This is a genomic window from Gammaproteobacteria bacterium (assembly GCA_013817245.1).
Taxonomy (GTDB): domain Bacteria; phylum Pseudomonadota; class Gammaproteobacteria; order HTCC5015; family HTCC5015; genus JACDDA01.
On sequence record JACDDA010000001.1, the window covers coordinates 537,715 to 561,352 of the forward strand.

The 23,638-nt window shown below is 43.5% G+C and carries 23 protein-coding genes and 1 tRNA gene; 10 read left to right on the plus strand and 14 right to left on the minus strand.

What is annotated here, in order from left to right; translation table 11 throughout:
- Positions 1 to 79: 79 nt before the first annotated feature.
- The 4 genes from H0W44_02510 to speA all read right to left on the minus strand — a co-directional run bounded on the left by H0W44_02510 (position 80) and on the right by speA (position 5,758).
- Positions 80 to 1,783: a diguanylate cyclase gene (locus H0W44_02510; GenBank protein ID MBA3581305.1), complete on the minus strand. Its 1,704-nt coding sequence runs from the start codon at positions 1,781 to 1,783 to the stop codon at positions 80 to 82.
- Between the two features lie 216 nt (positions 1,784 to 1,999).
- Positions 2,000 to 2,221 carry an RNA-binding S4 domain-containing protein gene (locus tag H0W44_02515; protein MBA3581306.1) on the minus strand — a complete coding sequence of 74 codons (222 nt, stop codon included), beginning with the start codon at positions 2,219 to 2,221 and terminating at the stop codon, positions 2,000 to 2,002.
- 485 nt (positions 2,222 to 2,706) lie between these two features.
- Positions 2,707 to 3,819, minus strand: a complete 1,113-nt coding sequence (locus H0W44_02520; protein MBA3581307.1) for a 4-phosphoerythronate dehydrogenase — start codon at positions 3,817 to 3,819, stop codon at positions 2,707 to 2,709.
- 13 nt (positions 3,820 to 3,832) lie between these two features.
- On the minus strand, positions 3,833 to 5,758 hold the full coding sequence (gene speA / locus H0W44_02525; protein MBA3581308.1) for a biosynthetic arginine decarboxylase: 1,926 nt from the start codon (positions 5,756 to 5,758) through the stop codon (positions 3,833 to 3,835).
- 138 nt (positions 5,759 to 5,896) lie between these two features.
- Here speA and speE point away from each other — a divergent pair, with 138 nt between their 5' ends.
- Complete coding sequence (gene speE, locus H0W44_02530) at positions 5,897 to 6,754, plus strand: polyamine aminopropyltransferase (protein MBA3581309.1); 858 nt, start codon at positions 5,897 to 5,899, stop codon at positions 6,752 to 6,754.
- A 112-nt stretch (positions 6,755 to 6,866) separates the two neighbouring features.
- Here the strand turns inward: speE and H0W44_02535 are convergent, their stop codons facing one another.
- Both H0W44_02535 and glnK read right to left on the minus strand, forming a co-directional pair.
- Positions 6,867 to 8,183, minus strand: coding sequence for an ammonium transporter (locus tag H0W44_02535; protein MBA3581310.1), 1,317 nt, complete (start codon positions 8,181 to 8,183; stop codon positions 6,867 to 6,869).
- Positions 8,184 to 8,224: 41 nt separating this feature from the next.
- Positions 8,225 to 8,563: a P-II family nitrogen regulator gene (glnK, locus tag H0W44_02540; protein MBA3581311.1), complete on the minus strand. Its 339-nt coding sequence runs from the start codon at positions 8,561 to 8,563 to the stop codon at positions 8,225 to 8,227.
- Positions 8,564 to 8,967: 404 nt separating this feature from the next.
- Between glnK and H0W44_02545 the strand changes: the two genes are divergently transcribed.
- Complete coding sequence (locus H0W44_02545) at positions 8,968 to 9,237, plus strand: accessory factor UbiK family protein (protein MBA3581312.1); 270 nt, start codon at positions 8,968 to 8,970, stop codon at positions 9,235 to 9,237.
- A gap of 106 nt (positions 9,238 to 9,343) precedes the next feature.
- Positions 9,344 to 10,870 carry a YifB family Mg chelatase-like AAA ATPase gene (locus H0W44_02550; GenBank protein MBA3581313.1) on the plus strand — a complete coding sequence of 509 codons (1,527 nt, stop codon included), beginning with the start codon at positions 9,344 to 9,346 and terminating at the stop codon, positions 10,868 to 10,870.
- A gap of 88 nt (positions 10,871 to 10,958) precedes the next feature.
- On the opposite strand, the gene H0W44_02555 is transcribed toward H0W44_02550, so the two are convergent.
- Positions 10,959 to 11,579, minus strand: a complete 621-nt coding sequence (locus H0W44_02555) for a hypothetical protein (protein ID MBA3581314.1) — start codon at positions 11,577 to 11,579, stop codon at positions 10,959 to 10,961.
- Between the two features lie 86 nt (positions 11,580 to 11,665).
- A complete protein-coding gene (locus H0W44_02560) occupies positions 11,666 to 13,435 on the minus strand; it encodes a hypothetical protein (GenBank protein ID MBA3581315.1) in 1,770 nt (589 codons plus the stop codon).
- 282 nt (positions 13,436 to 13,717) lie between these two features.
- On the opposite strand from H0W44_02560, the gene H0W44_02565 reads away from it, so the two are divergent.
- Entirely contained in the window at positions 13,718 to 14,566 is an 849-nt protein-coding gene (locus tag H0W44_02565; GenBank protein ID MBA3581316.1) for a class I SAM-dependent methyltransferase, read from the plus strand.
- Between the two features lie 55 nt (positions 14,567 to 14,621).
- Here the strand turns inward: H0W44_02565 and H0W44_02570 are convergent, their stop codons facing one another.
- Positions 14,622 to 15,056, minus strand: a complete 435-nt coding sequence (locus H0W44_02570; GenBank protein ID MBA3581317.1) for a DUF2141 domain-containing protein — start codon at positions 15,054 to 15,056, stop codon at positions 14,622 to 14,624.
- 270 nt (positions 15,057 to 15,326) lie between these two features.
- Between H0W44_02570 and H0W44_02575 the strand changes: the two genes are divergently transcribed.
- Complete coding sequence (locus H0W44_02575; protein MBA3581318.1) at positions 15,327 to 17,009, plus strand: glutamine--tRNA ligase/YqeY domain fusion protein; 1,683 nt, start codon at positions 15,327 to 15,329, stop codon at positions 17,007 to 17,009.
- A 5-nt stretch (positions 17,010 to 17,014) separates the two neighbouring features.
- Here the strand turns inward: H0W44_02575 and H0W44_02580 are convergent, their stop codons facing one another.
- Together H0W44_02580 and H0W44_02585 are read right to left on the minus strand one after the other, a co-directional pair.
- Entirely contained in the window at positions 17,015 to 17,350 is a 336-nt protein-coding gene (locus tag H0W44_02580; protein MBA3581319.1) for a hypothetical protein, read from the minus strand.
- Between the two features lie 92 nt (positions 17,351 to 17,442).
- Positions 17,443 to 17,754: a hypothetical protein gene (locus H0W44_02585; GenBank protein MBA3581320.1), complete on the minus strand. Its 312-nt coding sequence runs from the start codon at positions 17,752 to 17,754 to the stop codon at positions 17,443 to 17,445.
- 155 nt (positions 17,755 to 17,909) lie between these two features.
- Between H0W44_02585 and H0W44_02590 the strand changes: the two genes are divergently transcribed.
- Complete coding sequence (locus H0W44_02590; protein ID MBA3581321.1) at positions 17,910 to 18,908, plus strand: GTP-binding protein; 999 nt, start codon at positions 17,910 to 17,912, stop codon at positions 18,906 to 18,908.
- A 51-nt stretch (positions 18,909 to 18,959) separates the two neighbouring features.
- Here the strand turns inward: H0W44_02590 and H0W44_02595 are convergent, their stop codons facing one another.
- Complete coding sequence (locus tag H0W44_02595) at positions 18,960 to 19,412, minus strand: hypothetical protein (protein ID MBA3581322.1); 453 nt, start codon at positions 19,410 to 19,412, stop codon at positions 18,960 to 18,962.
- Positions 19,413 to 19,516: 104 nt separating this feature from the next.
- On the opposite strand from H0W44_02595, the gene H0W44_02600 reads away from it, so the two are divergent.
- Positions 19,517 to 19,966 (plus strand): hypothetical protein, encoded by a 450-nt coding sequence (locus H0W44_02600; GenBank protein MBA3581323.1) that lies wholly within the window; start codon positions 19,517 to 19,519, stop codon positions 19,964 to 19,966.
- 29 nt (positions 19,967 to 19,995) lie between these two features.
- Positions 19,996 to 20,331, plus strand: a complete 336-nt coding sequence (locus tag H0W44_02605) for a VOC family protein (protein ID MBA3581324.1) — start codon at positions 19,996 to 19,998, stop codon at positions 20,329 to 20,331.
- Between the two features lie 83 nt (positions 20,332 to 20,414).
- Here H0W44_02605 and H0W44_02610 read toward each other — a convergent pair whose 3' ends face one another.
- Positions 20,415 to 20,942: a cytochrome c5 family protein gene (locus H0W44_02610; protein ID MBA3581325.1), complete on the minus strand. Its 528-nt coding sequence runs from the start codon at positions 20,940 to 20,942 to the stop codon at positions 20,415 to 20,417.
- 127 nt (positions 20,943 to 21,069) lie between these two features.
- On the opposite strand from H0W44_02610, the gene H0W44_02615 reads away from it, so the two are divergent.
- Positions 21,070 to 21,146, plus strand: a tRNA-Arg gene (locus tag H0W44_02615).
- 54 nt (positions 21,147 to 21,200) lie between these two features.
- Here H0W44_02615 and H0W44_02620 read toward each other — a convergent pair.
- Positions 21,201 to 21,446, minus strand: a complete 246-nt coding sequence (locus H0W44_02620; protein MBA3581326.1) for a hypothetical protein — start codon at positions 21,444 to 21,446, stop codon at positions 21,201 to 21,203.
- 210 nt (positions 21,447 to 21,656) lie between these two features.
- Between H0W44_02620 and H0W44_02625 the strand changes: the two genes are divergently transcribed.
- Positions 21,657 to 23,633, plus strand: a complete 1,977-nt coding sequence (locus tag H0W44_02625) for a site-specific recombinase (protein ID MBA3581327.1) — start codon at positions 21,657 to 21,659, stop codon at positions 23,631 to 23,633.
- Positions 23,634 to 23,638 lie beyond the last annotated feature (5 nt).

Below are 23,638 nucleotides of genomic sequence, written 5' to 3' on the forward strand. Positions count from 1 at the left end.
GGGTATTTGCGCCTTTTTATACAGCTGATCAATATTTATATTTATTGGCGCGCTTTTGATTTTTAAATTTGCCAAAAATTTAGTTATCAACTGCGCCGGATTGATCACTGCTGTTCCCAGCGAGCACCACTTTATCGCGGCCCGTGGTTTTTGCTTTATACAGCGCTGTATCCGCGGCTTGGATCAAGGTTGTTATGTTATCGCCATGCAGAGGATACACAGCAACACCTTGTGATATAGATAATTTTCCTAACGGTTGCGAACCATACTGCAAACGAGTGGCGCTAATATTCTTACGCAATACTTCCGCCCGCTCCATCGCTTTTTCCACCGACATCTCTGGCATCATCAATATAAATTCTTCACCTCCATAACGACATGCAACATCACTACCGCGAATATGCTGAGGCAATGCATCGCCCATTGTTTTAAGCACTAGATCGCCAGCATCATGGCCATGCGTATCATTAAACTGTTTGAAGTGATCAATATCAATAATGATGATAGCGAGCGTGGTTGCTTTGCGTTTTGCGCGAAGCAATTCACGGTGAACCGTTTCTTCAAGATAACGTCGATTATACAAACCCGTTAAAGGATCAGTAATAGATTGGTGACGCAAGGCTTCACGCAAATGCAAGTTAGCGAGCGTAAGCCCTACTTGTTCGGATAATGCGATAGCAATCCGCTGCTCTTCACTGCCCGACATAATTTTGGAGTTCGATCCATCGGTTGGTTCTAAACAAAACAAACCCAAGGTTTCGTTATTAGCCATTAAGGGAATGCAAAGATAAGAATTTTTCTGCGTGATATGTTGCTGCATATGATTACAAATAATATCGGTAGCAGGATGATCTACGCTGTGTAATTGCCCTCGACGCAGCGCCCAACATTCCATCAAACTGATAGTGTCATTTTGAGTGCTGGGATTATTCCAAGTGACCATGGGATCAAATTGTTCAGAGCTACTATTTTTTACGAACAGAGCACCCGCGAGTGTTGGCAAGAGTTGCGGTAAAAATCGACCTAACATTTGATAAGATTCTGTTGTATTCGTGCATGCTTGCAATGCGCCCATCATTTTTTCCATGACTTCCATTTCATGATTGCGTCGTTCTAAAGTGGTGACTGTTTCATTTAAAGAACCGGCCGCAATCTGATGAGCTTTTAAAATACCAAATACAATATAATAAATTCCACTAAATAAAATAATATCAATAATGGCTAAAGCAATAGTGGACACCGTCACTTTGTCAGAATATTTGTTAAGCTCGCCTTCGCGCATTAATAGGCGCTTTCGCTCTGACGACATCATTTCATTAAATATATCGAGCACTTGCGAAGTTAACTGCTTACTTTGGCCGGTTTCAATTAATTTTTTAGTTATGTCAAAGCCACGGCTCTTTCTAATTTGTAGCAAATGATTCAAATATTCTAACATTTCATATGCGCTGACTTGCGCTGCTTTAACCTGCGCGCTCAAAGCCGGATCATCCGCCACTAAAATATTTAGTTCGCCAAATTTTTCATTGATGCTCTGGGTCGACGCATGATAGGACACAAAGTATTCGTCATGCTCGGTCATTATATAATTGAGCGCCGCGGCTTGAGTGTCCCGCAAATTAAAAATAATATTATTCAGAATAAATAATATATCTTCAGAATGCTTAACTTCGGCATGCGTGGCATTAATGTGCTGCGCGTTTTGATAAGGCACGTAAGAATTAATGGCTAATATGATTAAGCCCAGCAAAAAACCTAATTTAACGCGAGCAGTAATGTCCAAACTCAAAACCCTATCTATAGATGCAGGGTTCTAGCGGCCTTTTTCAATAAGACTTAAAAATATTTGGCTCATTACGGCTGATAGGGAGATGTCTAAGCTGAGTTTAGATAAGCAATGCCAGAGAGGTAACTTGCACTATTAAACAGTGAATACGTTCTTTGAAATTTAAGTCTTAGCTGCGGCCTATAGCCTCCCAGCTAAAATTTCCTAAAAATTTTAAGGAGTCGCCTCTAACACGATCACGGTATCCTCATATGCAACATGTTGGCCGAATCGTAACTTGGCTCGTTTGCGCAACTCCACCTCTCCGTCAACTTTTACCGCGCCTTTCGCAATTTCAACATGCGCAATACCACCTGAGGACACCAAACCGGTGGCTTTTAATAATTGATCGAGCTGGATGTGTTCGCCACGAATAGCGAAATTAATAGTAGGCATGGCGCACCTTTACGAAAAAATTGATCTTAACTTAATTGTACACGCTGGATACAGATACTGAATTATAAATATCGCTTGAATCCATCCGAACAATTATAAGAAACGCCAAGTGATGGCGGCTTAAGCAAGGACACGAGGATTGCCGCTGTTATATTTAATATAAATAAAATGTCGCGTGGCCTAGCAAAGTGGCTCTGCATAAAATGTAGCCTGGATGAAGCCGAATTTATGCGGCGCAATCCGGGAGGGTTCTTCACAATATCGCGAAAGACTGACGCATCAAATGATAAGGAATCAAAAATCTCCTCCCAGATTACGCTGCGCTCATCTGGGCTACATTTTACTCAATGCAAAAAATAGTGGCTCGTGCAAAGGTCTCTAATAGCATGTAGTGCCTGTTGCTTTCGGCTGGCAACAATCTCTTAATATGCTCGCGCTGCTAGTAGAACCTGAGATTCCAGAGGAAGGCTAGGAAGTAGGAAAAATTACACAGCAAAACCCAACGCTGCAAAATCAATTTCCAATTGCGGCACATGACTTAACAGTTGCAAAGTCGGCGCTTCATTACGCAAAGTATAATGTTTACGCAATTCGTCGAAACGCGTTGCCGTTAACGGTTGTGTGCGCATCGCCTCATCATCTTTGGCGATGTCGTACAAGGCATGATACGCCGCGCATAATGCTGCTGGCGTATTATTAGGCAAGGCAATTTGTTTATTAATCACTGCAACGGGTTTGTACCACGCCGGCGGCAAAGAAGTACTCGCCATACAATACTGCCACGCTGCGTGATAGATCTGTTCGGTGCCGCGTAATTTACCTTCTACGCTATAACCGGCGATATGCGGAGTAGCGAGTTTTACTTTACTCAACAGCTCAGCAGCAATATGCGGCTCGTGCTCCCATACATCTAACACCACGCGTAAATCATTGTGTTTTTGCAAACGAATATTTAAAGCCTCGTTATCAATAACCGCGCCGCGTGCAGTGTTGATTAACACGGTCTTAGATTTTAATTTATTAATGCGCGCGGCATTAAACAAATGCTGCGTGGGATAAAGACCCGCGTGTGTTAACGGCACGTGCAAACTAATCACATCACAGGTTTCGATTATTTCATCTAATGAAACGTATTGAGCATTGTTATCTTGTGCAGCCAAGAAAGGATCGTTGAGTTTATACTGCCAGCCTAAAATATTTAATTTTTCTGCTAAGCGCGAGCCTACGTTGCCGTTGCCAATAATGCCGATGGTGGTTTTTTGTATTTCTGATGATTGCAATACATGACACAAGGCGCTTAATACATATTCGGCCACCGCATTCGCATTACAACCCGGCGCATGCGCAAAACCTATGCCTTGCGCTGCAAGATAATCTAGATCCACATGATCGGTGCCGATGGTGGCGGAAGCGACGAATCTAACTTTAGAATTTTTAAGTAAGGCTGCATTGACCGGTGTAACGGAGCGCACTAATAATATGTCTGCATTTTCTACATCAACCGCATTAATAGTGCGGCCCGCTTTTAAATGCACATCGCCTAAACTTGCAAAGGCTTGTTTAACTTCGGCGATGTTTTCATCAGCAATAATTTTCATAAGGTAAGCAGCCTCAATCTTCCAAATAAGTGTAGCCCGACAGACCAGACTCCAGCTCGTGAAAATATTGCGCTTTTATGGCGGTGCTTAAATTAGTCGCATCTAATTTTGCACGATATTGTTGCAATAATTTTTCTGTATCGTAATGCACATAACGCAACAACTCATCAATGCGATCGCCGGGTTCTGGCTCTGCTAACCGATATTGACCATTTTCGGTCATGCTGACATTAATAGAATGCGTGTCGCCAAATAAATTATGAATATCACCTAAAATTTCTTGATAAGCACCTGTTAAGAAAATTCCGATTAAATAAGTTTCATCTTCTTTGATCGCGTGCAATGGCATGGTTTTACGAACAACGCCGTTATCGACGTATTCTTTAATTTGGCCATCTGAATCGCAGGTCATGTCATGCAAAATAGCGTGTTGCGTTAAAGGTTCCTGCAAGCGCGATAAAGGCAGAATGGGAAATGTTTGACCCAAGCCCCATACGTCCGGCACTGATTGGAATACGGAAAAATTACAGAAGTATTTGTCCGCTAATTTTTGATTTAATTCTTCAAAAATTTCTAAATGACGGCCACTATCTGCTAGTTTATCGCGGATGCGATAAAACAACGCTAAAGCAAAACGTTCGATTTCTGCGCGAGCTAATAAATTTAACGTGCCATTATTAAATTGCGTATGCGAAAAACGTAATTGCGCTTTAGCGAGTTGCAATACTGCTACTGCTTCGTCGGGCCCTAAGGCTGCATCCGCTTGTTCGTATAAACGATCTAACTCAACCACAATGGAATGTGGTTGCGCACCCTTGGCGGAATTTATTTCTGGGCGAGTTTGATGCGTTTGGAATTTTTCAACGTCAACAACATTAGTGACTAATACGGCATGATGCGCCGTTAATGCACGACCCGATTCGGTAATGATTTCAGGTGTGGGCAAATGATGCTTCGCGCAAACATCTGCAACTGTGTTAATCACGGCTTCTGCATAATCTTCGGCGCGATAATTAATCGAAAACTCATTCACTGATTGCGTGCCGTCGTAGTCGATACCTAAGCCGCCGCCAATATCCAACACTTCAATCGCCGCACCTAACTGATGTAACTCAGCATAAATGCGCGCAGACTCACTCACGCCCGCGCGAATATCATCTAAATCTGCAATTTGTGAACCCATGTGAAAATGTAATAACTTCAAATGCTGCAAACTATTTGCCGCACGTAATTTATCGAGTGCGGCTAATAGTTGGGTTGCCGACATTCCAAACTTGCCCAGTTCACCGCCGGTGTTTTGCCATTTACCTTTGCCGATAGAAGCCAGCCGCATACGAATACCCAGCAACGGTTCAATGCCTAAAGCCGCTGCTTCGCGCAATACCGTTTCGAGTTCACTGACTTGTTCGATGACAATAAAAATCCGTTTGCCTAATTGTCGACCAATCAACGCTAAACGAATGTACTCACGATCTTTGTAACCATTGCAAATTAAGGTGTCGTGATCATCCGCATCTTGGCGATAAAACGTTTGCGCCAAAATCGCCATTAACTCCGGCTTGCTGCCTGCTTCTAAACCGACACGGCCTGGATACGCTTGGCTAATTTGTTCTACTACACAGCGTTGTTGATTTACTTTGATGGGATAGACCGCAGTATGGCGCGCGGTATAGCCGCGCTTCGCACGTGCTTTATCAAAAGCGTCACATAAATTTCGTACTCGGTGTGTCAAAATATCCTGAAAGCGGATTAGCACGGGGAAACCCAAACCCGCTTGTACTGCGGCTTCGGCGACAGCTTTAAGGGGCCATTGCGCGTTGTTATCCGCCGCGCAGGGACGACAAACCACTTCGCCGTTAGCATCAATATCGAAATAACCTTCACTCCAGTGATCGATATTGAAACGTTCACGGGCTTTGGCGATGGACCACTTTGTCATGTTTGGTTGACTTCCTTTAGCTAATCAGCAACATTGCGCGCCTAACGACGATGCCCACCACTGCGGGCGGTCACTGTCTCATGTTGGCACATGCCAGCAAATGCAGGCGAATCGAAATCTTAATCAATAGGTATGACCATGTCATTAAAAGATCCAAATTGGTTTTATGAAAAAATGCCCGATGACGGCACCGCGTTTGGTTTGCGCATCGAAGCAACCTTATTAGACGAACAAACACCTTACCAACATTTGCAGGTTTTTCAGACGCAGGGGTTTGGTAAATTCATGGTCTTGGATGGCTGCACGATGGTGACCGAGCGTGATAATTTTCTTTATCACGAAATGATGTCGCATCCGGCTTTATTCTCGCATCCGCATCCCAAAAATGTCGTCATCATTGGCGGCGGCGATTGCGGTACCTTACGTGAAGTGCTGAAACATGATTGCGTAGAAAATGCCTGGCAAATTGAAATTGATGAAGCGGTAACCCGCGCAGCTGAAAAATTCTTTCCTGAATTATGTGAAGCGAATAATGATCCCCGTGCGCATTTACAATTCGAAGATGGCATTGCTTGGATTAATAATGCAGCGCCTGGATCAATCGATTTAATTATTGTTGATAGCACCGATCCCGTCGGACCTGCTGAAGGTTTATTTCAAGAACCGTTTTATCGCGCTTGTCATAAAGCCTTAGGCGAACATGGTTTGCTAATTCAACAAAGCGAATCACCGTTATTACACGCACAGCGCGTCACCTGGGCGATGCACGATATCACTCGTGCTGCGGGTTTTGTTGATACCAAAACGTTATTTTTTCCACAGCCGATTTATCCCAGCGGTTGGTGGTCGGCCACTATTGCTGCGAAGCAAACCATTAACTTCAAACGTCGTGAAGCGGCGGAAAAGAAAAACTTTGAAACGGTTTATTACAATGCAGAAATTCATACCGCTGCATTTGCGCAACCGGAGTTTTTCAAAAAACGCCAAGCGCGTTAATTCCAATTTATTAATTCAAGCGCGTTAATTTAATTTATAAAAAAACGACGAAGCATAAAAAAGCCCCTACAGTAATGCAGGGGCTTTTTTTCGTTCGGATATTAATTATTACTTAGAGAATATAACCACGTTCATTGTGTTCAGATAAATCCAAGCCTACTGTTTCGGCTTCTTCTGTTACACGTAAACCAATCGTCCAGTCGATGAGCTTTAAGATAATTAAGCTCACGATAGCAGTCCAAGCAACGGTGACTAATACACCTTTAGCTTGAATCCACACTTGGCTGCCGATTGACATACCTTCAGCTAAACCTACGCCGCCTAAACTTGCATCTGCACAAACGCCCGTTAATAACGCACCGACGATACCACCCACAGCATGCACACCAAATGCATCTAATGAGTCATCGTATTTAAATGCGCGTTTCAAACGAGTAGCTGCCAAGAAACAAATTACGCCAGCGGCTAAACCAATCAACAATGCGCCCATAGGACCTGCAGTGCCAGAAGCCGGTGTAATCGCTACTAAACCAGCAACCGCGCCAGATGCAATACCTAACAAGCTAGGTTTGCCATGCGTGATCCACTCAGCAAACATCCACGTTAACGCTGCTGCGGCAGTCGCAACTTGCGTTACCAACATCGCCATACCAGCAGTGCCGTTTGCAGCCACTGCGCTGCCAGCATTAAAGCCAAACCAACCTACCCACAATAATGCAGCACCGATTAAGGTGTAGCCTAAATTATGCGGAGGCATAGCAGCGGTGGGATAACCTTTACGTTTACCAATGACTAATGCTGCCACTAAACCGGCAATACCCGCATTGATATGTACAACCGTGCCGCCTGCAAAATCGAGTACGCCCCAATCCCACAACAAGCCGCCATCACCCGCCCACACCATGTGTGCAATCGGTAAATAAGCGAAGGTGAACCACAAGGTAGTAAACAACAACATAGATAAAAATTTCATGCGTTCAGCAAAAGCACCTACGATCAACGCCGGTGTAATAATGGCGAAAGTCATTTGAAAAGTGGCAAACACTGATTCAGGAATGGCGTAACTTAAACTACTCACGCCTACACCTTGCATGAATGCTTTACCGAAGCCACCAATGAAAGAAGCACGGTTTACAACATCTGCTTGCATGCCGGTCACATCAAACGCGAGACTATAACCATACACCACCCACAACACACTGATTAACGCCGTGATTGCAAAACATTGCATGAATACCGACAACACGTTTTTTGCACGTACCATGCCCGCATAAAACAATGCTAAGCCTGGAATCGTCATCAACAACACTAATGCGGTTGCAGTTAACATCCACGCGGTATCACCCGAATTAAGTTCAGCTGCAAATGCTGAACCCGGTAGAACAGCAGTCAGCAATGTCGCCAACCCCGTTTTTTTATTAACGATCATGAATTTCACTCCTTACATGCGATTCAAAATATGAGAGAAACTTAAATAGCTTCGCTGCCGGTTTCACCCGTACGAATACGAATGACTTGTTCAAGCGTGGTGACAAAAATTTTGCCGTCACCGATTTTGCCGGTTTGCGCTGCTTTAATGATGGTTTCGATAACACGCTCAACTTGCGCATCATCAATGGCCACTTCAAGTTTTACCTTGGGCAAAAAATCAACGACATATTCAGCGCCACGATATAACTCGGTATGACCTTTTTGTCGGCCAAAACCTTTTACTTCCGTTACCGTTACGCCCTGTACACCGACTTGTGACAATGCTTCACGCACGTCATCAAGCTTGAAGGGTTTAATAATTGCAGTTATTAATTTCACGTTATTTCTCCTTCGTTGTTAATCATCACTGCGCTTTAAATAAAACTCGCACCGTGACACCGTTCAATCTGATCAAGTGGGATTTGTGATCTTCACTTAATCACCTCCGCTGCATCATCCCGCAGCTCTACACCAAAGTTCTCGCGCTATCCCGCTGCGTGGCGTACTTATTTCTATTGGGGCAGGCAATAGCAGCTACTATGCCAACTTGGGCAAGGCTTTTTAAAACAGTAAGTTAGCTAAATTCAGATCGAAATTTTTAGATCCAGCCGAGATTTTGAATCTCTATCATCCGCAGATGCCTTTATTTGGTGCGCAGCTTTTCGCGCAGTCGCACCAAATAAAGGCATTCACAGAAAGAAATACAATGGCACAATAGAGCCTCACCTTATTGGAGCACTGCCGTGGTCAAGCCCAACTTCCTCAACGAACTTGCTGACAAACTCAGCCAATTGATTCCGCCGCAATTAGCTAATCTTACTAATGCACCCAATCTCGAAGCAGCCAAAGCTGAGATCGAACGTAATGTTCGCAGCTTGTTACAGGCTTCTTTTCAAAAATTGGATTTAGTCACGCGCGAAGAATTTGATATTCAACGTCAAGTCTTAGAAAAAACGCGCGCCGAATTAAATAAACTCGAAGCGCGAATCGCTGAATTAGAAAATCAACGTTAACGTTTACTCGCGCTTTTAAACATGCCGTTCTGAAATAACGCATGTTAAGATCGGGCTCACTTCGCGCAGACGAAGGATTATAAATACAACAGGGAGATGTTAAAAAATGTCGTTAGCCGTGCTTTACACTCGCGCTCTCACCGGTTTACAAGCGCCACTCGTTACAGTTGAAGTTCACATGAGCAACGGCCTGCCGGCATTATCCATTGTCGGTTTGCCAGAAGCCGCCGTTCGCGAAAGCAAAGATCGCGTGCGCGCCGCTATTTTAAATTCACGTTTTGAATTTCCTGCACGACGTATCACCGTTAATCTTGCGCCAGCTGATTTACCCAAAGAAGGCGGCCGTTTTGATTTAGCGATTGCACTCGGCATACTCGCAGCATCACAACAAATTCCGCTCGCGCCTTTAGCACAATACGAAATCATCGGTGAATTATCATTAAGCGGCGAATTACGCGGCGTGCAAGGTGTATTACCTACAGGCTTAGCCTGCGCTGATAGCGAACGTGCATTGTTATTGCCCGAAGCCAACGCATTAGAAGCGAGTTTATTACCCAGCTTACGCGCATATTCCGCTAAACATTTATTAGACGTGTGCGCGCATTTACAAAATGCTGACACACTCACGGCGATTGCACATAACGTCATTACTCCACAGCCTCATCAAACTGTTTTGCACGCTGACCTTGCAGACGTACGCGGTCAACAACAAGCGAAACGCGCATTAGAAATTGCTGCAGCCGGCGGCCATAATTTATTAATGCGCGGACCACCGGGCACCGGCAAAACCATGTTAGCAAGTCGTCTGGTAGGTTTGTTACCGCCAATGAGCGTGGTACACGCACAAGAAAGCGCCGCGATTCAATCTATTTCCGATCAAGGATTTGATGCAACGCAATGGGGCGTGCGGCCGTATCGCGCACCGCATCACACCGCATCTGCTGTTGCCTTAGTCGGTGGCGGTTCAAATCCACGACCGGGTGAAATTTCACTCGCGCATCACGGCGTATTATTTTTAGATGAATTACCAGAATTTGATCGCAAAGTTCTAGAAGTGTTGCGCGAGCCTTTAGAAAAAGGCCGCATTATTATTTCACGCGCGGCACGCCAAGCAGAATTCCCTGCCGAGTTTCAATTAATCGCGGCGATGAATCCTTGTCCTTGTGGTTATTTAGGTGATACACAAAAAAATTGTCGCTGTACGCCGGATCAAGTATTACGTTATCAAAATAAAATTTCAGGCCCAGTATTAGATCGCATTGATTTGCATATTGAAGTACCGCGCGTACCGGTGAATGTATTGCAAACGCAAAGTCCTGCCGAGCTAAAACAAAATGAAACGTCTGCACTAGTACGTCTGCGCGTCATTGCCGCTTATGAAAAACAAATTAACCGTCAAGGCGTAGTCAATGCACGTTTATCTAACAAAGCGTTAGAACGCCATGCACCGATGGAAGACGCCGCGCAATTATTATTACAAAGCGCCTTTCAACGTTTAAACCTTTCCGCTCGGGCCTATCACCGCGTGTTACGCATTGCACGTACGATTTGTGATCTTGCGAATCGCGATTTAATCACTACTCACGATATGGCAGAAGCGATTAGCTATCGCAACTTACAAAAACACATTTAACACGCATTCAATAACCAAGTGTTTTATTTAGCATTATAAAAAAAGCCCCGCTAGGCGGGGCTTTTAATTTCTTAAAGAGTGTTACAACTTATAAAACATCAAACTCATATTTCAGATCAAAAACTAATTTTGCTTGGTCATCTAAGTCTTCATCAGCGTTAACTAAAGCGGCGCCGACGGTGAAGTCATTTACTTTTTTCTTTAAACCAATTTCAAAGTAATTGCCGTCAAGGTCATCTCCAAACGCGCCCACTTTTGCATACACATCTTTATAGTTACCGGTCAGAGCAACGAAGGTGTAATCAGTGTCAGGATTCGTATCAACAACGCCTTTTGCTATTTCAATGCTGGCAAACCATGCCGTAAAGGTTGCGCCAATTTCATAGGCATCGTCATAAGCATCGTCAGAATAGAAATAACCTAATACACCACCTTTCAAAGACAGATTTTCAGTAAATGCAAAACCATAACCGGCATATAAATCAGTTTCGATACCGAGCGGCATATCAGCAGCCCATGCACCCACATAAGCACCGGCGATGTCGTAATCAATACCAGCATAACCGGTACCGCTTGATTGTTGAACACCGCGATAAACGTAATCGCTCAAACCACCGACGTTGGCTTTTAATGCTGCTGCTGCAGGTTGTACTGATAAAGCTAAGACCATAAGAGCACTTGCACACGCTACTAAATTAAACTTCTTCATGTGGTTCCCCGTTCTTTTCAGTTAAATAAAAAATAAACACTCATTGTTTTTGCTTACTACTTAATTTTTTTTGCGGCGCCAAATATTTATGCAGCACGACGACGTAATAACAAAGGCAAACCTAACATCATTAAAAATAACCATGATGCAGAACCACTGCCTTTTTGGTTTTCTGCTAATTCATCATCAGCAGCAACCAACGCACCCGTTAAACTTTGATAGAGACCGCCCGCTAAAAAGGCTAAGTTATTACTCGCGTGCACACCACCCACCGCAAACGCTACGTCATTTAAATCCTTCGAATCATAACGAACATTGACGGTATCACCATTTCGCACATAACCGAATGATTGATAGCTTGCACCATTGATCGAAAATTCAGCATTGGTGATAGTCGCAGGAACAAAAACATTATCATCTAAACCGGCAATGCGAATGCCGCTGGTTGTTTGTACACTGCGATTGAAGGCGCGCTCTTCACCCAATCCAAAGTTTGCCGGCGTTACACCCCACGGTTCTGCAATGCCATCGTTATTCGCATCATTCGCCAGATAACGCACTAAAGCAAAACGTCGATTACCACCTACCAAAGGATCATTATAATAACCGGCCGCTACAATTTTGCCATCCGGCTGCACCGCAAGAGCATATGCATGAGAACCGTTGTTATTACCGATATTCGTTGTCGCCACCCCGTTAGCACCAAAACTGACATCACGGCTGCCATTGGCATTCAAGCGCAATGCGGCCATGGGACCATTAAAATCAGCGGCCGCGACAATTTTACTATCCGGCTGTAACGCCAGCGCTCTAGAGATCTGATCGTCGCCACCACTGCCGTTAAGGTCTGCTTCAAATCGACCCAACACCCCAAAACTGGTATCCAAACTACCATTACTATTGAAGCGCACCACGAAGGTATCGCGATCATCAGGACCATCAAACCAGCCGCCCGCGACAATTTTGCCATCCGGTTGAATGGTCACACCATAAAACTCACTGTCTTGACCCAAACTGGTCAACGTGATGACGACGCCGTTACTACCAAAACTATTGTCAACGCTGCCATCGGCATTAAAACGCGCTACTAAACCGCCATAATTACCATCACTATTATATCCACCACCCACTGCGATAATTTTGCCGTCGGCTTGCAACGCCAAATTGTAGAAAGATTCATCATCACCCAAGTTTTTCCAGGCAATGCCATCTCCATCAAAAGAGGTATCAAGGCTGCCGTTACTGTTTAAGCGAACCAAGAGCCCATCACTAACGGATACAGGAGAACTACTACCCGCCACGACAATTTTACCGTCCGCTTGTAATCCGACAGCGCTAACATGCACGGAACTAGCGTCATCAATAGGATAAAACAATTGATGGCCATTAACGCCAAAACTACTGTCCAAGCTACCGTTAACATTTAAACGCAGGATCCATACAAAGCTTTTGGTATTTAAAGCGTTTCGGCCGTAACCCGCGCCAATCACTTTTCCATCGGGCTGCACTACCACTGCTTCGACACGAGCATTACTTACTGTAATCGACGGGGTCACGAATAATTCACCCGTGCCCCCAAAAGTCGCATCTAAGGTACCGTTGCTGTTATGACGAGTGAAAACAGCAAAATTGTTGGGAAACATGCTACGACCCGCTGTTACCAGTTTGCCATTCGGCACGACGGCTGTCGCATTAGCGAATACACGGTTGCTCGGTGCTGAAGTAGGACTCACTAACACACCACCCGCACCAAAACTCGTATCTAAGCTACCGGGCGCAGCCAGCACACTCGACATAGCACCGAGCAGTCCAATCATCACCAAGCCACGGGCTATTTTGTTTTTTAATACATTCATCGCCACTCTCCAAAAATTCAATTTAGATTATTCGCACAATTCCATTCAGTCAGCGTCAACTATTACAGGCGCCACTAATCAATATTCTATTAATTATCCGGGATAGTCTTTAAGCCACACCGCGACACGCAGCGAATATGCGATGCCTCTATAAAAAATGCAACTGTATTTCCCAGTTATCACCCTATTTGCGGAGCAGCTCTAATAAAACGAGGCAACGTTGCTAACCTTTCTTTGGTTACAATAGTCACCTTGATTGATGTGGATTAAGCAACAACTCATATGGATTATCAAACCGATCCGCTACCGCCCGCTTGGACGGAGATAGAGCTACCTAAAAGCTGGCCAGATGAATTACGTTTACTGTGGCCGTGGGATTTGTGGCGTTTTATGCGCAAAGCTTTATTACGACGCTTAAATCCAGTGCAACTAGCAGAGGGTTTGCCCCTTAATGTGGCATTGCCGAAATATATTTTGCAAGAATTTCATAATTTGCCGAATGGCAATTACTCGCGCATGGTCAGCAGTGGTTACAGCAAAGGCTTTGATCAAGCGATGTTAGGCACGCTCCGCGAAGAGCGCAGATTATTAGCAAAAACATTTAAACAATGTAAAAGCGTTTTGGATGTTGGTTGTGGTGGCGGTCATTCAACACAAGCCTTACATGAACAAGAGATTACTGATGTATGGGGTTTAGATGCGTCGCCTTATTTGCTGCAGCACGCCGCACGCCGTTATCCTCAGTTGAAATTTGTTCAAGGTTTAGCCGAACAAACCACTTTTCCTGCACAACGTTTTGATGGCATTACTGCGTGTTTTGTTTTTCATGAGTTGCCGCCTAAATATGCAGATGCGGCGTTAATTGAATTTCGGCGCATTCTCAAACCAGGCGGGCTGATCGCTTTCTTGGAACCTGCAATTGAGCAATTACAGGAACGACCTTGGATTTTATTTAAAAAATTCGGTTGGCGGGGAATTTATTTTTATATATTGGCGCGGTTTGTACATGAGCCATTCGTAGAAAGTTGGCACAAACGCAATATTCCCGAATGGTTGGATCAACATGGATTTGAATTAATTATGCAAGAAACGCGTTATCCGACATATCACGTGGTTGCACGTTTACGCTAAATAAATATAGCGCGGCTGGTTTTGCACATAACAAAACCAATCCGCGCTGATGGCGTTATTTGCTTGAAATAAATTTTAACTCAATGACGCGATGAGCATCATCCACGGTAACTTTTGCATCTTTAAACTTGGGTGCGCCGCGATTCGGTACTGCGCCATTTGAAAATGCGATATCTTCTTTAGGTATACCAATAAAATTCGTGTCGACTTTACTGTTTGCATTGGCATCGTGAATGGCAGTTGCTGCATAAACACCTGGCTTAATATCGCTAAAAACAATCTGTGCTTTTAAACTCGCATCAATCGGAATAATTTTACGCGCGGCGGGTTTTTCCAAAAAGGTTTTTTCTCCATCAAATAATTCTACAATTAACTGACCTTGGGTATTTTTAATATTGCTAATCGTAATTTGCACATCGTCGGCAGCTTGCGTCCAGCCAGCCCAGATGCTTATTAATAAAATAAAAGAGGTGTTAATCAAACGTGGCATCTTAAATTACTCCCTGTCATGGATTGGTTAGATTCAGTAAATAGTGGGCTAATTAGAGTTTAGTTGGATAGACCATTTCCAAAAAAGATCCCGTGCTTAGAAACTAGTGTAGCGTTTTGCCGGCCGGCTGCAATGCTCTTTATGCTGTTGCTTATCTATATATATGTTAAATAGGCCGTTCCTAGCATTCAGGCGCCCCCCGCCGCACGACTATCGTTATAATGGCGGCCGTTTTGTCACTTTGCACATTCTTCAACGAGATTAACTTTCATGAATCAGGAAGCTAAAGCACCGGCGCATTTTATTCGTCATATTATTCGTGACGATCTGGAAGCAGGTCGACACAGCGCCGTTATGACGCGTTTCCCCCCTGAGCCCAATGGTTTTTTACACATTGGTCATGCTAAATCGATTTGTTTAAATTTTGGCATGGCAGAAGAATTTGCCGGTCAATGCAATTTGCGTTTTGACGATACCAATCCTGAAAAAGAAGAACAGCTTTACATTGACGCAATTCAAGACGACGTACGTTGGTTAGGTTTTAAATGGCATGGCGATATTCGTTATGCTTCAAATTATTTTCAAGCAATTCATGATGCAGCTGTTGAGCTAATCCAAAAAGGATTAGCTTACGTCGACCATCAAGACGCTGAACAAATTCGCCTAAATCGCGGTACTCTTAAAGAACCTGGCAAAGCCAGTCCTTATCGGGATCGCACTGTCACGGAAAATCTTGCGCTCTTTGCGCAAATGCGCAACGGTGATTTTGCCGAAGGCGAATGTATATTGCGCGCAAAAATTGATATGGCATCGCCTAATATTAATTTGCGCGATCCTATTTTGTATCGCATTCGCAAAGTGACGCATCATCAAACTGGCAATACGTGGTGTATTTATCCCATGTACGATTTTGCGCATGCCTTGAGCGATGCTATTGAAGGTATTACTCATTCTATTTGCACCCTGGAATTTGAAGACCATCGTCCACTGTATGATTGGTGCGTAGAAAATGTTAGTTGCGCATCACGCCCGCATCAATACGAATTCGCGCGTTTAAATTTAAGTTACGCCCTGACCAGCAAACGCAAACTCAAACAATTAGTTGACGAAGGTCACGTAAACAGTTGGGATGATCCGCGCATGCCGACAATTGCGGGCTTGCGTCGTCGCGGTTATACACCTGCTGCGATTCGCAATTTTTGCGAATTAATCGGTGTTACTAAAGCAGATTCCTTAGTCGACATTAGCATGTTGGAATTTACGATTCGCGATGATCTCGATAAAAATGCTGCACGACGTATGTGTGTGTTGCATCCGCTTAAAGTCGTTATTGAAAATTATCCCGATGGTCAAATCGAAAAATTGAATCTGCCAAATCATCCCAAAGACGAGAGTTTTGGTTCGCGTACCGTGCCGATGACACGCGAAATTTATATTGATCAAGAAGATTTTGCGGAAATTCCACCGAAAAAATGGAAGCGCTTAAATACCGGCGGCGAAGTGCGCTTGCGCGGTGGTTATGTAATTCAGTGCAATCAAGTCATTAAAGATGCGCAAGATAATATTATCGAGCTACGCTGCAGCTACGACGCAGATACCTTAGGCAAAAATCCGGAAGGTCGCAAAGTGAATGGCGTGATTCATTGGGTTTCCGCTGATTACTGTGTAGATGCGGAAGTTCGAATCTACGATCGCTTATTTACCGAAGCATTACCCGATGCGAATCGCGATGACGGCAAAACTTTTTTAGATTTTATTAATCCTGCATCACTGACGGTTTTGCAAAACTGCAAAGCTGAAATGAGTTTGCGTGATTGCGAAGCCGAGGAAGTATTTCAGTTTGAACGTGAAGGTTATTTTTGTACTGATCGACACGATCATAACGAAACCGCAACAGTATTTAATTTAACGGTGGGTTTACGTGATTCTTGGGCAAAAGAACAGGAAAAATAATTTATTTATTTATATTCAAATACATCTGGCGGCACAGGTAACTGCGCTGCTAATGTCGTCTCGCCAATAGACTGTAAATATTTAGCTACATATTGCACAAATAAATCTTCCGGGATTAGCTCATGTTGCAACTGGCTAACGCCATCGCCATACGTAATCAACAGTTTGCCTTGTAAACGTTCACCACCTAATTCTTGCCACAACGGAATGGGTAAGTTTTCTGGAAATGCAAACGACGATAAAGAAACTGGGTCATTATATGCTTGACGCTGCAAAATACATTCGACTAGTTTTTCTGAAGCACACGATTGAAACAACGTTAGCCATTTTTCCGACAACATATAAAACCTATTCTCGACACTTTCATTGAGCCGAAAGTGTAGCGAATACAGTCTGCGGAAGCTATCGCCGTATTTAAATTAAAATATTAATTTCAAGAAAACAATTTTGCTTCTAACTTCGGCAACATATTCCGAAAATACGCAATGAACTCTTGCTCACCGGTAACAGGCACCGGCAGCAACATTTCAAAATAACGGCGGCCATAATAGTCATGCATAGCAATAATGTCTTGTTCGCCTGCTACCACCGTCCAATTGATTTCGTATTGTTGGCCACAACTATCACACAACTGCCCATAACCATAACCACTGGTTTGCGGACTGATACGACTACACATACCAAATACCCAACCTGCGAGCAGGCTATCGTCGCGACCGTCTGCGGCAACAGAGAAATTACGCATAATGAAAAATCACCTGTCCATTGATGTTGTTATATTTTTATCGCCTGAGCTAGCGACCATAACGACTAAAGCTTGATGAAATTATGACGAAAGCGGCTTATTTGACGACTGTGTTAAAATAAAATCGCACTTTCAATTACGGGTCTTGTAAAAAAATGATTGGCCGTCTCATTCCTACCAATGTCATTACCGGTTTTTTAGGTACGGGTAAAACTACCGCTATTTTGCATTTATTACATCACGTTAAACCTGCTAATGAACGCTGGGCAATTTTAGTTAATGAATTTGGCGAAATCGGCATTGATGGGGCTTTACTGAGCAACCAAGGCGCCGCCATCAAAGAAATTACCGGCGGTTGTATTTGTTGTGTCGCCGGCTTACCCATGCAAGTAGGCTTGAATCAATTATTAGCGCAAGAAAAATGGGATCGTTTAATCATTGAGCTAACGGGCTTAGGTCATCCTGCCCAAGTTTTACGCACCTTGAGAAACGCTCCTTACTCCCAACACTTAGAAGTACGCGCAACCCTAACCTTAGTCGATCCGCGCAAACTGCAGGACTCTCGTTATACGAGCCGAGATGAATTCAAAGAACAAATCGCTTGCGCCGATATTATTGTCGCGAATAAAACTGACGTTTGTTCTCACAGCGATCAACAAGCCTTCGAACATTTTATTGCTACGCAAGCACCCGCCGATATTCAAACGGCGTGGTTACAACAAGGGGAAATTGCGGCGCGCTATTTAGATATAGCCGCAAGCCCGCGCCATAGTATCCGCCAAAGTAAAAATATATTAGAAGATGATCTAGAGATTTTGCCCCTTAAATTAGACGAGGGGCAAAAATTTTTACGTCGCGAACATCGCGATCATGAATATGTCAGCTGCGGCTGGCTATTTTCCAGCAACATTATTTTTTCGTTTGAGGCGATTTTTACGGTGTTAAATAATGTGCAGTGTGATCGTTTAAAAGCGACCATAAATACTAATCGGGGTATGTATGCCTTTAATGCCGCATACAGCATTCTACACGTTACTGAAATCCCCTATGTCGGTGATAGTCGTTTAGAGTTAATTAATAGTTATAAATTAGATTGGCAAACTTTAGAGAATCAAATTTTATTATGTAGCACGCTAAGATCGCCGCATGACTGACATTAAAAAGCCCGATTAAAAAATCGGGCTTTTTAAAATTGACGACTAATTTTATTGTAAAAACAAATAACGCAATGCAATGGTTGATAACAGCATTAACAAGACCACGCCATAAAACAAATCAATTTTATATTTAGGCCGAATATTTAACGCATCGCGATTAACGCGCGTCACTTTAATCGTTAAGCCTAACAGCGATTCGCCGGTCACCAGTTTCATACCCATATCACGCGCCTTCGCTTCAATATTTTGCGTGTGTTGCACGGCGCCGATTTGCAAATACAAATACCAAAACCGATCCAATAAATAAAACGCAGCCCACGCGATGCTCGCGGCGGCCAGTGCTAAATAATCTTCTTTTTTACCCCAGACGCTGTCTACCATCAAAACCACGGTGATCAGCGCAACAGAAATTACGCGATTGCGGGCGACGATTTCATTAAACGCCATCTGTACACGCAGGCTTTGTTTCCAAGCTTCTAGCAAAATTCGTTGTTCGTTCATGTTAAATCCTTTTTATTCTCGACAATATTAGGTGCAAACATAGCACAATTTGGTGCAGACTCCATGCCGCAACCGCAAAACCCTGCAGCCGAATGAGAATTTTTATGCCCAGTGAAGTCAAACGCTTACAAGTCTTTCCTTATGACACACAAGGCCAGCCGCTAGCGACCCAAGAATACCCCGCGCCTAGCTGGGACGACATTGTAAAAGCCATTCAAGAATTAGACGGCTTTCAAAATCCTATGCTGCGCCTGCGCTTAAATGATGACGAAGATCCCGATGGTTTAGATATGGAAAGCCTAGGTATTTTAGGCAGCCCCAAAGCTTACGCTATTTTTGGGTATTCATTGTTAGAGCAAGAAGCCACTTATTACGCGCCTAAACAAGGTGTCGACTCCGTCGTGGTTTGTAGCAGTGATCAAGGTTATAGCGCACCGGCTAATGAAGTTTGTTTTGAGATCGATATGGTTTTAAAAATTGCCAAACATTATTATTCGAATGGCGATTTTTTTCCTGGCGCGGGTTGGAAATTAATCGAAGACGAAACCGAATAAATTTTTTAACGACACGAGTTTAGAGCACTATGTTGGCAATTGATTATATTGAAATTCCGGTGCACGACCTGCAAGCCGCCAAACAATTTTACGGCGATTTATTCGGCTGGACTTTTGTTGATTACGGCGAACAATATACTGCGTTTAGTCATGCACGCGGCCAAGGTGGTTTTAATTATCAAGAAAAACCCAGTGTTGGCGGCGTATTAATCGTGTTGTACAGCGAAAACCTACAAGAGACGTTTAACCACGTCGCACGTTACGGCGCGCCTATTACAAAATTTATTTTTGATTTTCCCGGTGGTCGGCGTTTTCAATTTCGTGATCCTAGCGGGCATGAATTAGCTGTTTGGTCAGAGCAATAAATTTTTTATTACTAAAATTTGAACAAAAAAAACGCCGCGTTTTTTAATTAACGCGGCGTTTTTAAAAACTCGTACCAGCAAGTTTATTTAATTAAATAATCTACCGCGGCTTTTACTTCAGCATCCGATAACGCAGGATTACCACCTTTCGCTGGCATTGCACCTTTACCATTTAACGCATGCTGATATAAAACTTCTTTGCCTTGGCTTAAGCGAGCTGCCCATGCCGCTTTATCGCCGCGCTTGGGTGCGCCGGCAATGCCCGCGTCATGACAAGCCATACAAATGCTGTTGTAGACCTCAACGCCACTTCTAGGCGCGGCTTGAACAGAAACAAGGTTGTCGGCCGCGACCGCGGCACCCGCAACATTCACTTGTCCAATGGGTGCTAAACGTTCTTTGGCCAGGGCGATTTGAGCTTCGCTTTTGCCATAGTCTTGATCGCCTACCAAATTAGCGGCAATAAATACCACAACACTTAAACCAACAATACCTACGACCAGCACACACAACAAAAACATAAATTTTTTATCAGTTTTTTCCACTGGACTAACCTGCCTTATTAAATTCGGGGATGAGAAAACGGGGAGGCGCTGCCTCGGGCGGGGCATTATACCCAGCTAGTTGCAGCAGGCAAATCGATTAATCCGCAAGCCTTGCTGGGCAATCTTTACCTCAAGCCTTACAATACCGCGGCTTGCGCGAAGAGGTCGTTTTTATTTCGAGCAGGCCTATTTTGCGCCCGTAGCTCAGTTGGATAGAGTGTTGGTTTCCGAAACCAAAGGTCGGACGTTCGAATCGTCTCGGGCGCACCATATCAATAACAAAGCCCGCGTTGGCGGGCTTTGTTGCAATACGTAAAACCTTATTTACTTCACTTCCGCGCTAACCGCCGACATGCTGTACTGAATAGTTACTTTGGCGCCTACTTTTAAATCACCGGTCACTTTCGTTGCTGCGTTGCGTTCAATTTCCCATTTTTCTTTATCGCGATTTTCTACCACAATTTTTTTATCCGTTAATTCCAAAACCGGGCCCGTCACTTGATACGTTTTACCCGCCAATGCGGTGGCACTCATTAAAATCGCAAATAAAGCCAATATCACTTTTTTCATATACTCTCCAAGGGTTACGATAAATACAAAGGTCGCAGCATTGTAACCAGCGACTTTGTATTTGCAAAGCGGCGCACGCCCGACAAATACATAGGCCGACATACTGTTTTTAGTTACACTGCTGGCGCCTTAATATTTGTAATAATGCTCAACCTATACGCGCTCAGGAATACATTTATTATATTTTTCAAAAAACCTATTGTCTTTAGTTTGCAAGATCTACAAGACAGTATCACGCCAACGAATACAGATAACATCAGCGTGTTACGTAATCTTGTGCGTTATCTGCGGCCCCTAGCATACGACGATGTTGAGCAAGCCACCCAAAACATTCATGTTCTTTGTTATAACTTGCAGACCAATGATCCGCTCAAAACCTATCTTCGTCAGGCGATTTTAGAACTGCTGCGCAAGCATCAACACATTACGCTGTTAACTGAAACCGGCATTTTCTCGGAGACTGGATTTTTTTCTGAAACAACTCGGCGTATCGCGCATCATTTGTTACCGGATGTGATTAATCATCGTTACTTACAACATATGATTGGTGTTATTTTTAACAATAGACGCGATTGGATATGGGTAAAAGGTGTAGAAAACAGTGTATGGCTAACTTTATTAGAGGCGTTAGAATTAGACAAAAATTTCGTTAGTAGCAATACCACTGTGCCTTTTTATATTACGCAACTTCGCGAAGCCTTGCGTATCTTGTCATATCGCATTAGTGCCATTGGTTTAGATGCCGAGATTATTCATCTCGCGCCCGAACTTGAAGAAGAAACGTCCGCATTTTTAGCGCAAAACATCGAGATAATCCAATTACTAAATAATATTACTGTCGCCAAATTTGATATTAGCGAAGAAGATACCGCGCCATCACGTCAACAACTGCAAAAATGCGACGAACTTATCGCGCAATTAAAATTACGTGCACATGCCGAAGGTACCAGCCTCTCGTTAACATTAAAGCTATTACGCCTCCGCCAACATTTAAAACGCATTGATACCTTACTCGATATTCTAACGCGTTCACGTCATGGTTATATCGACGCGGCATATTACCCCTCTCTTATTCAATACTTTAAAGATACGATTCATGCCGAATGTCATAAAAATGCTTTGTTTTATTATTGGCAAGAAAATATCGCAATCTTGGCCTTGCGTATTACGGAATCCACCAGCAATACCGGCGAACACTATATTACCGAATCGCGGCGCGAATATTTTGTACTGTTCCAATCGGCATTAATAGCGGGTTTTATTGTGGCATTTATGGCCATGACAAAAATATCAGTTGCCGGCCTGCATTTAGCGCCACTTAATGAAACCATTGCTTATTGTTTAATTTATGGACTTGGATTTGTATTAATTCATTTATTGCATGGCACAGTAGCAACCAAACAACCGGCTATGACGGCGAACACCATTGCTGCTAGTTTAAATCAAACTAACGGCGCACAACAAAATCTTGAAGGCCTTGTGACTTTAATTGCAAGAACCAGTCGCAGTCAGTTAATCGCAATTATCGGCAACGTGATAGCGGCGATATCGATAACTATGGCGCTTGCATTATTAGTGCACTATTTTTCTGGTGAACACTTTATCAGTGACGCCAAAGCATATTTTCTTTTATCTCAAGTAACACCCTTCAGTGGCGCTTTATTTTATGCCGCCATCGCCGGTGTTTGTTTGTTTTTGAGTGGTTTAGTCGCCGGTTATTACGATAATCTTGCGTCTTACAACAAAATCCCACAACGTTTACTACAACTAGAATGGCCTAAACAGTTATTAGGCGAAGCGCGTGTACAACGCATTGCTAATTATATTGCGCATAACTTAGGTGCTTTAGCAGGTAATTTTTCTTTGGGCTGCATGTTAGGCGGCGTATGGTCGCTGGGCGTGTTATTTGGTTTGCCGCTGGATATTCGTCATGTCACTTTTTCATCGGCTTTTATTGCATTTTCATTCGTTACTTTAGATTTTAATTTACACCCAACACTGCTTGCTTTGACATTATTAGGCGTGGCCGGAATTGCGTTTATAAATTTAACGGTGAGTTTTTCACTTTCTTTGTATGTCGCGCTACGTGCTCGACAAATTACTTTTGCGCAAAGTCGACAGCTTATTAATTTATTAGGCTGGCGTTTCTTAAAAAATCCTGGTGAATTTATTTTCCCACCAAAATAAAAATC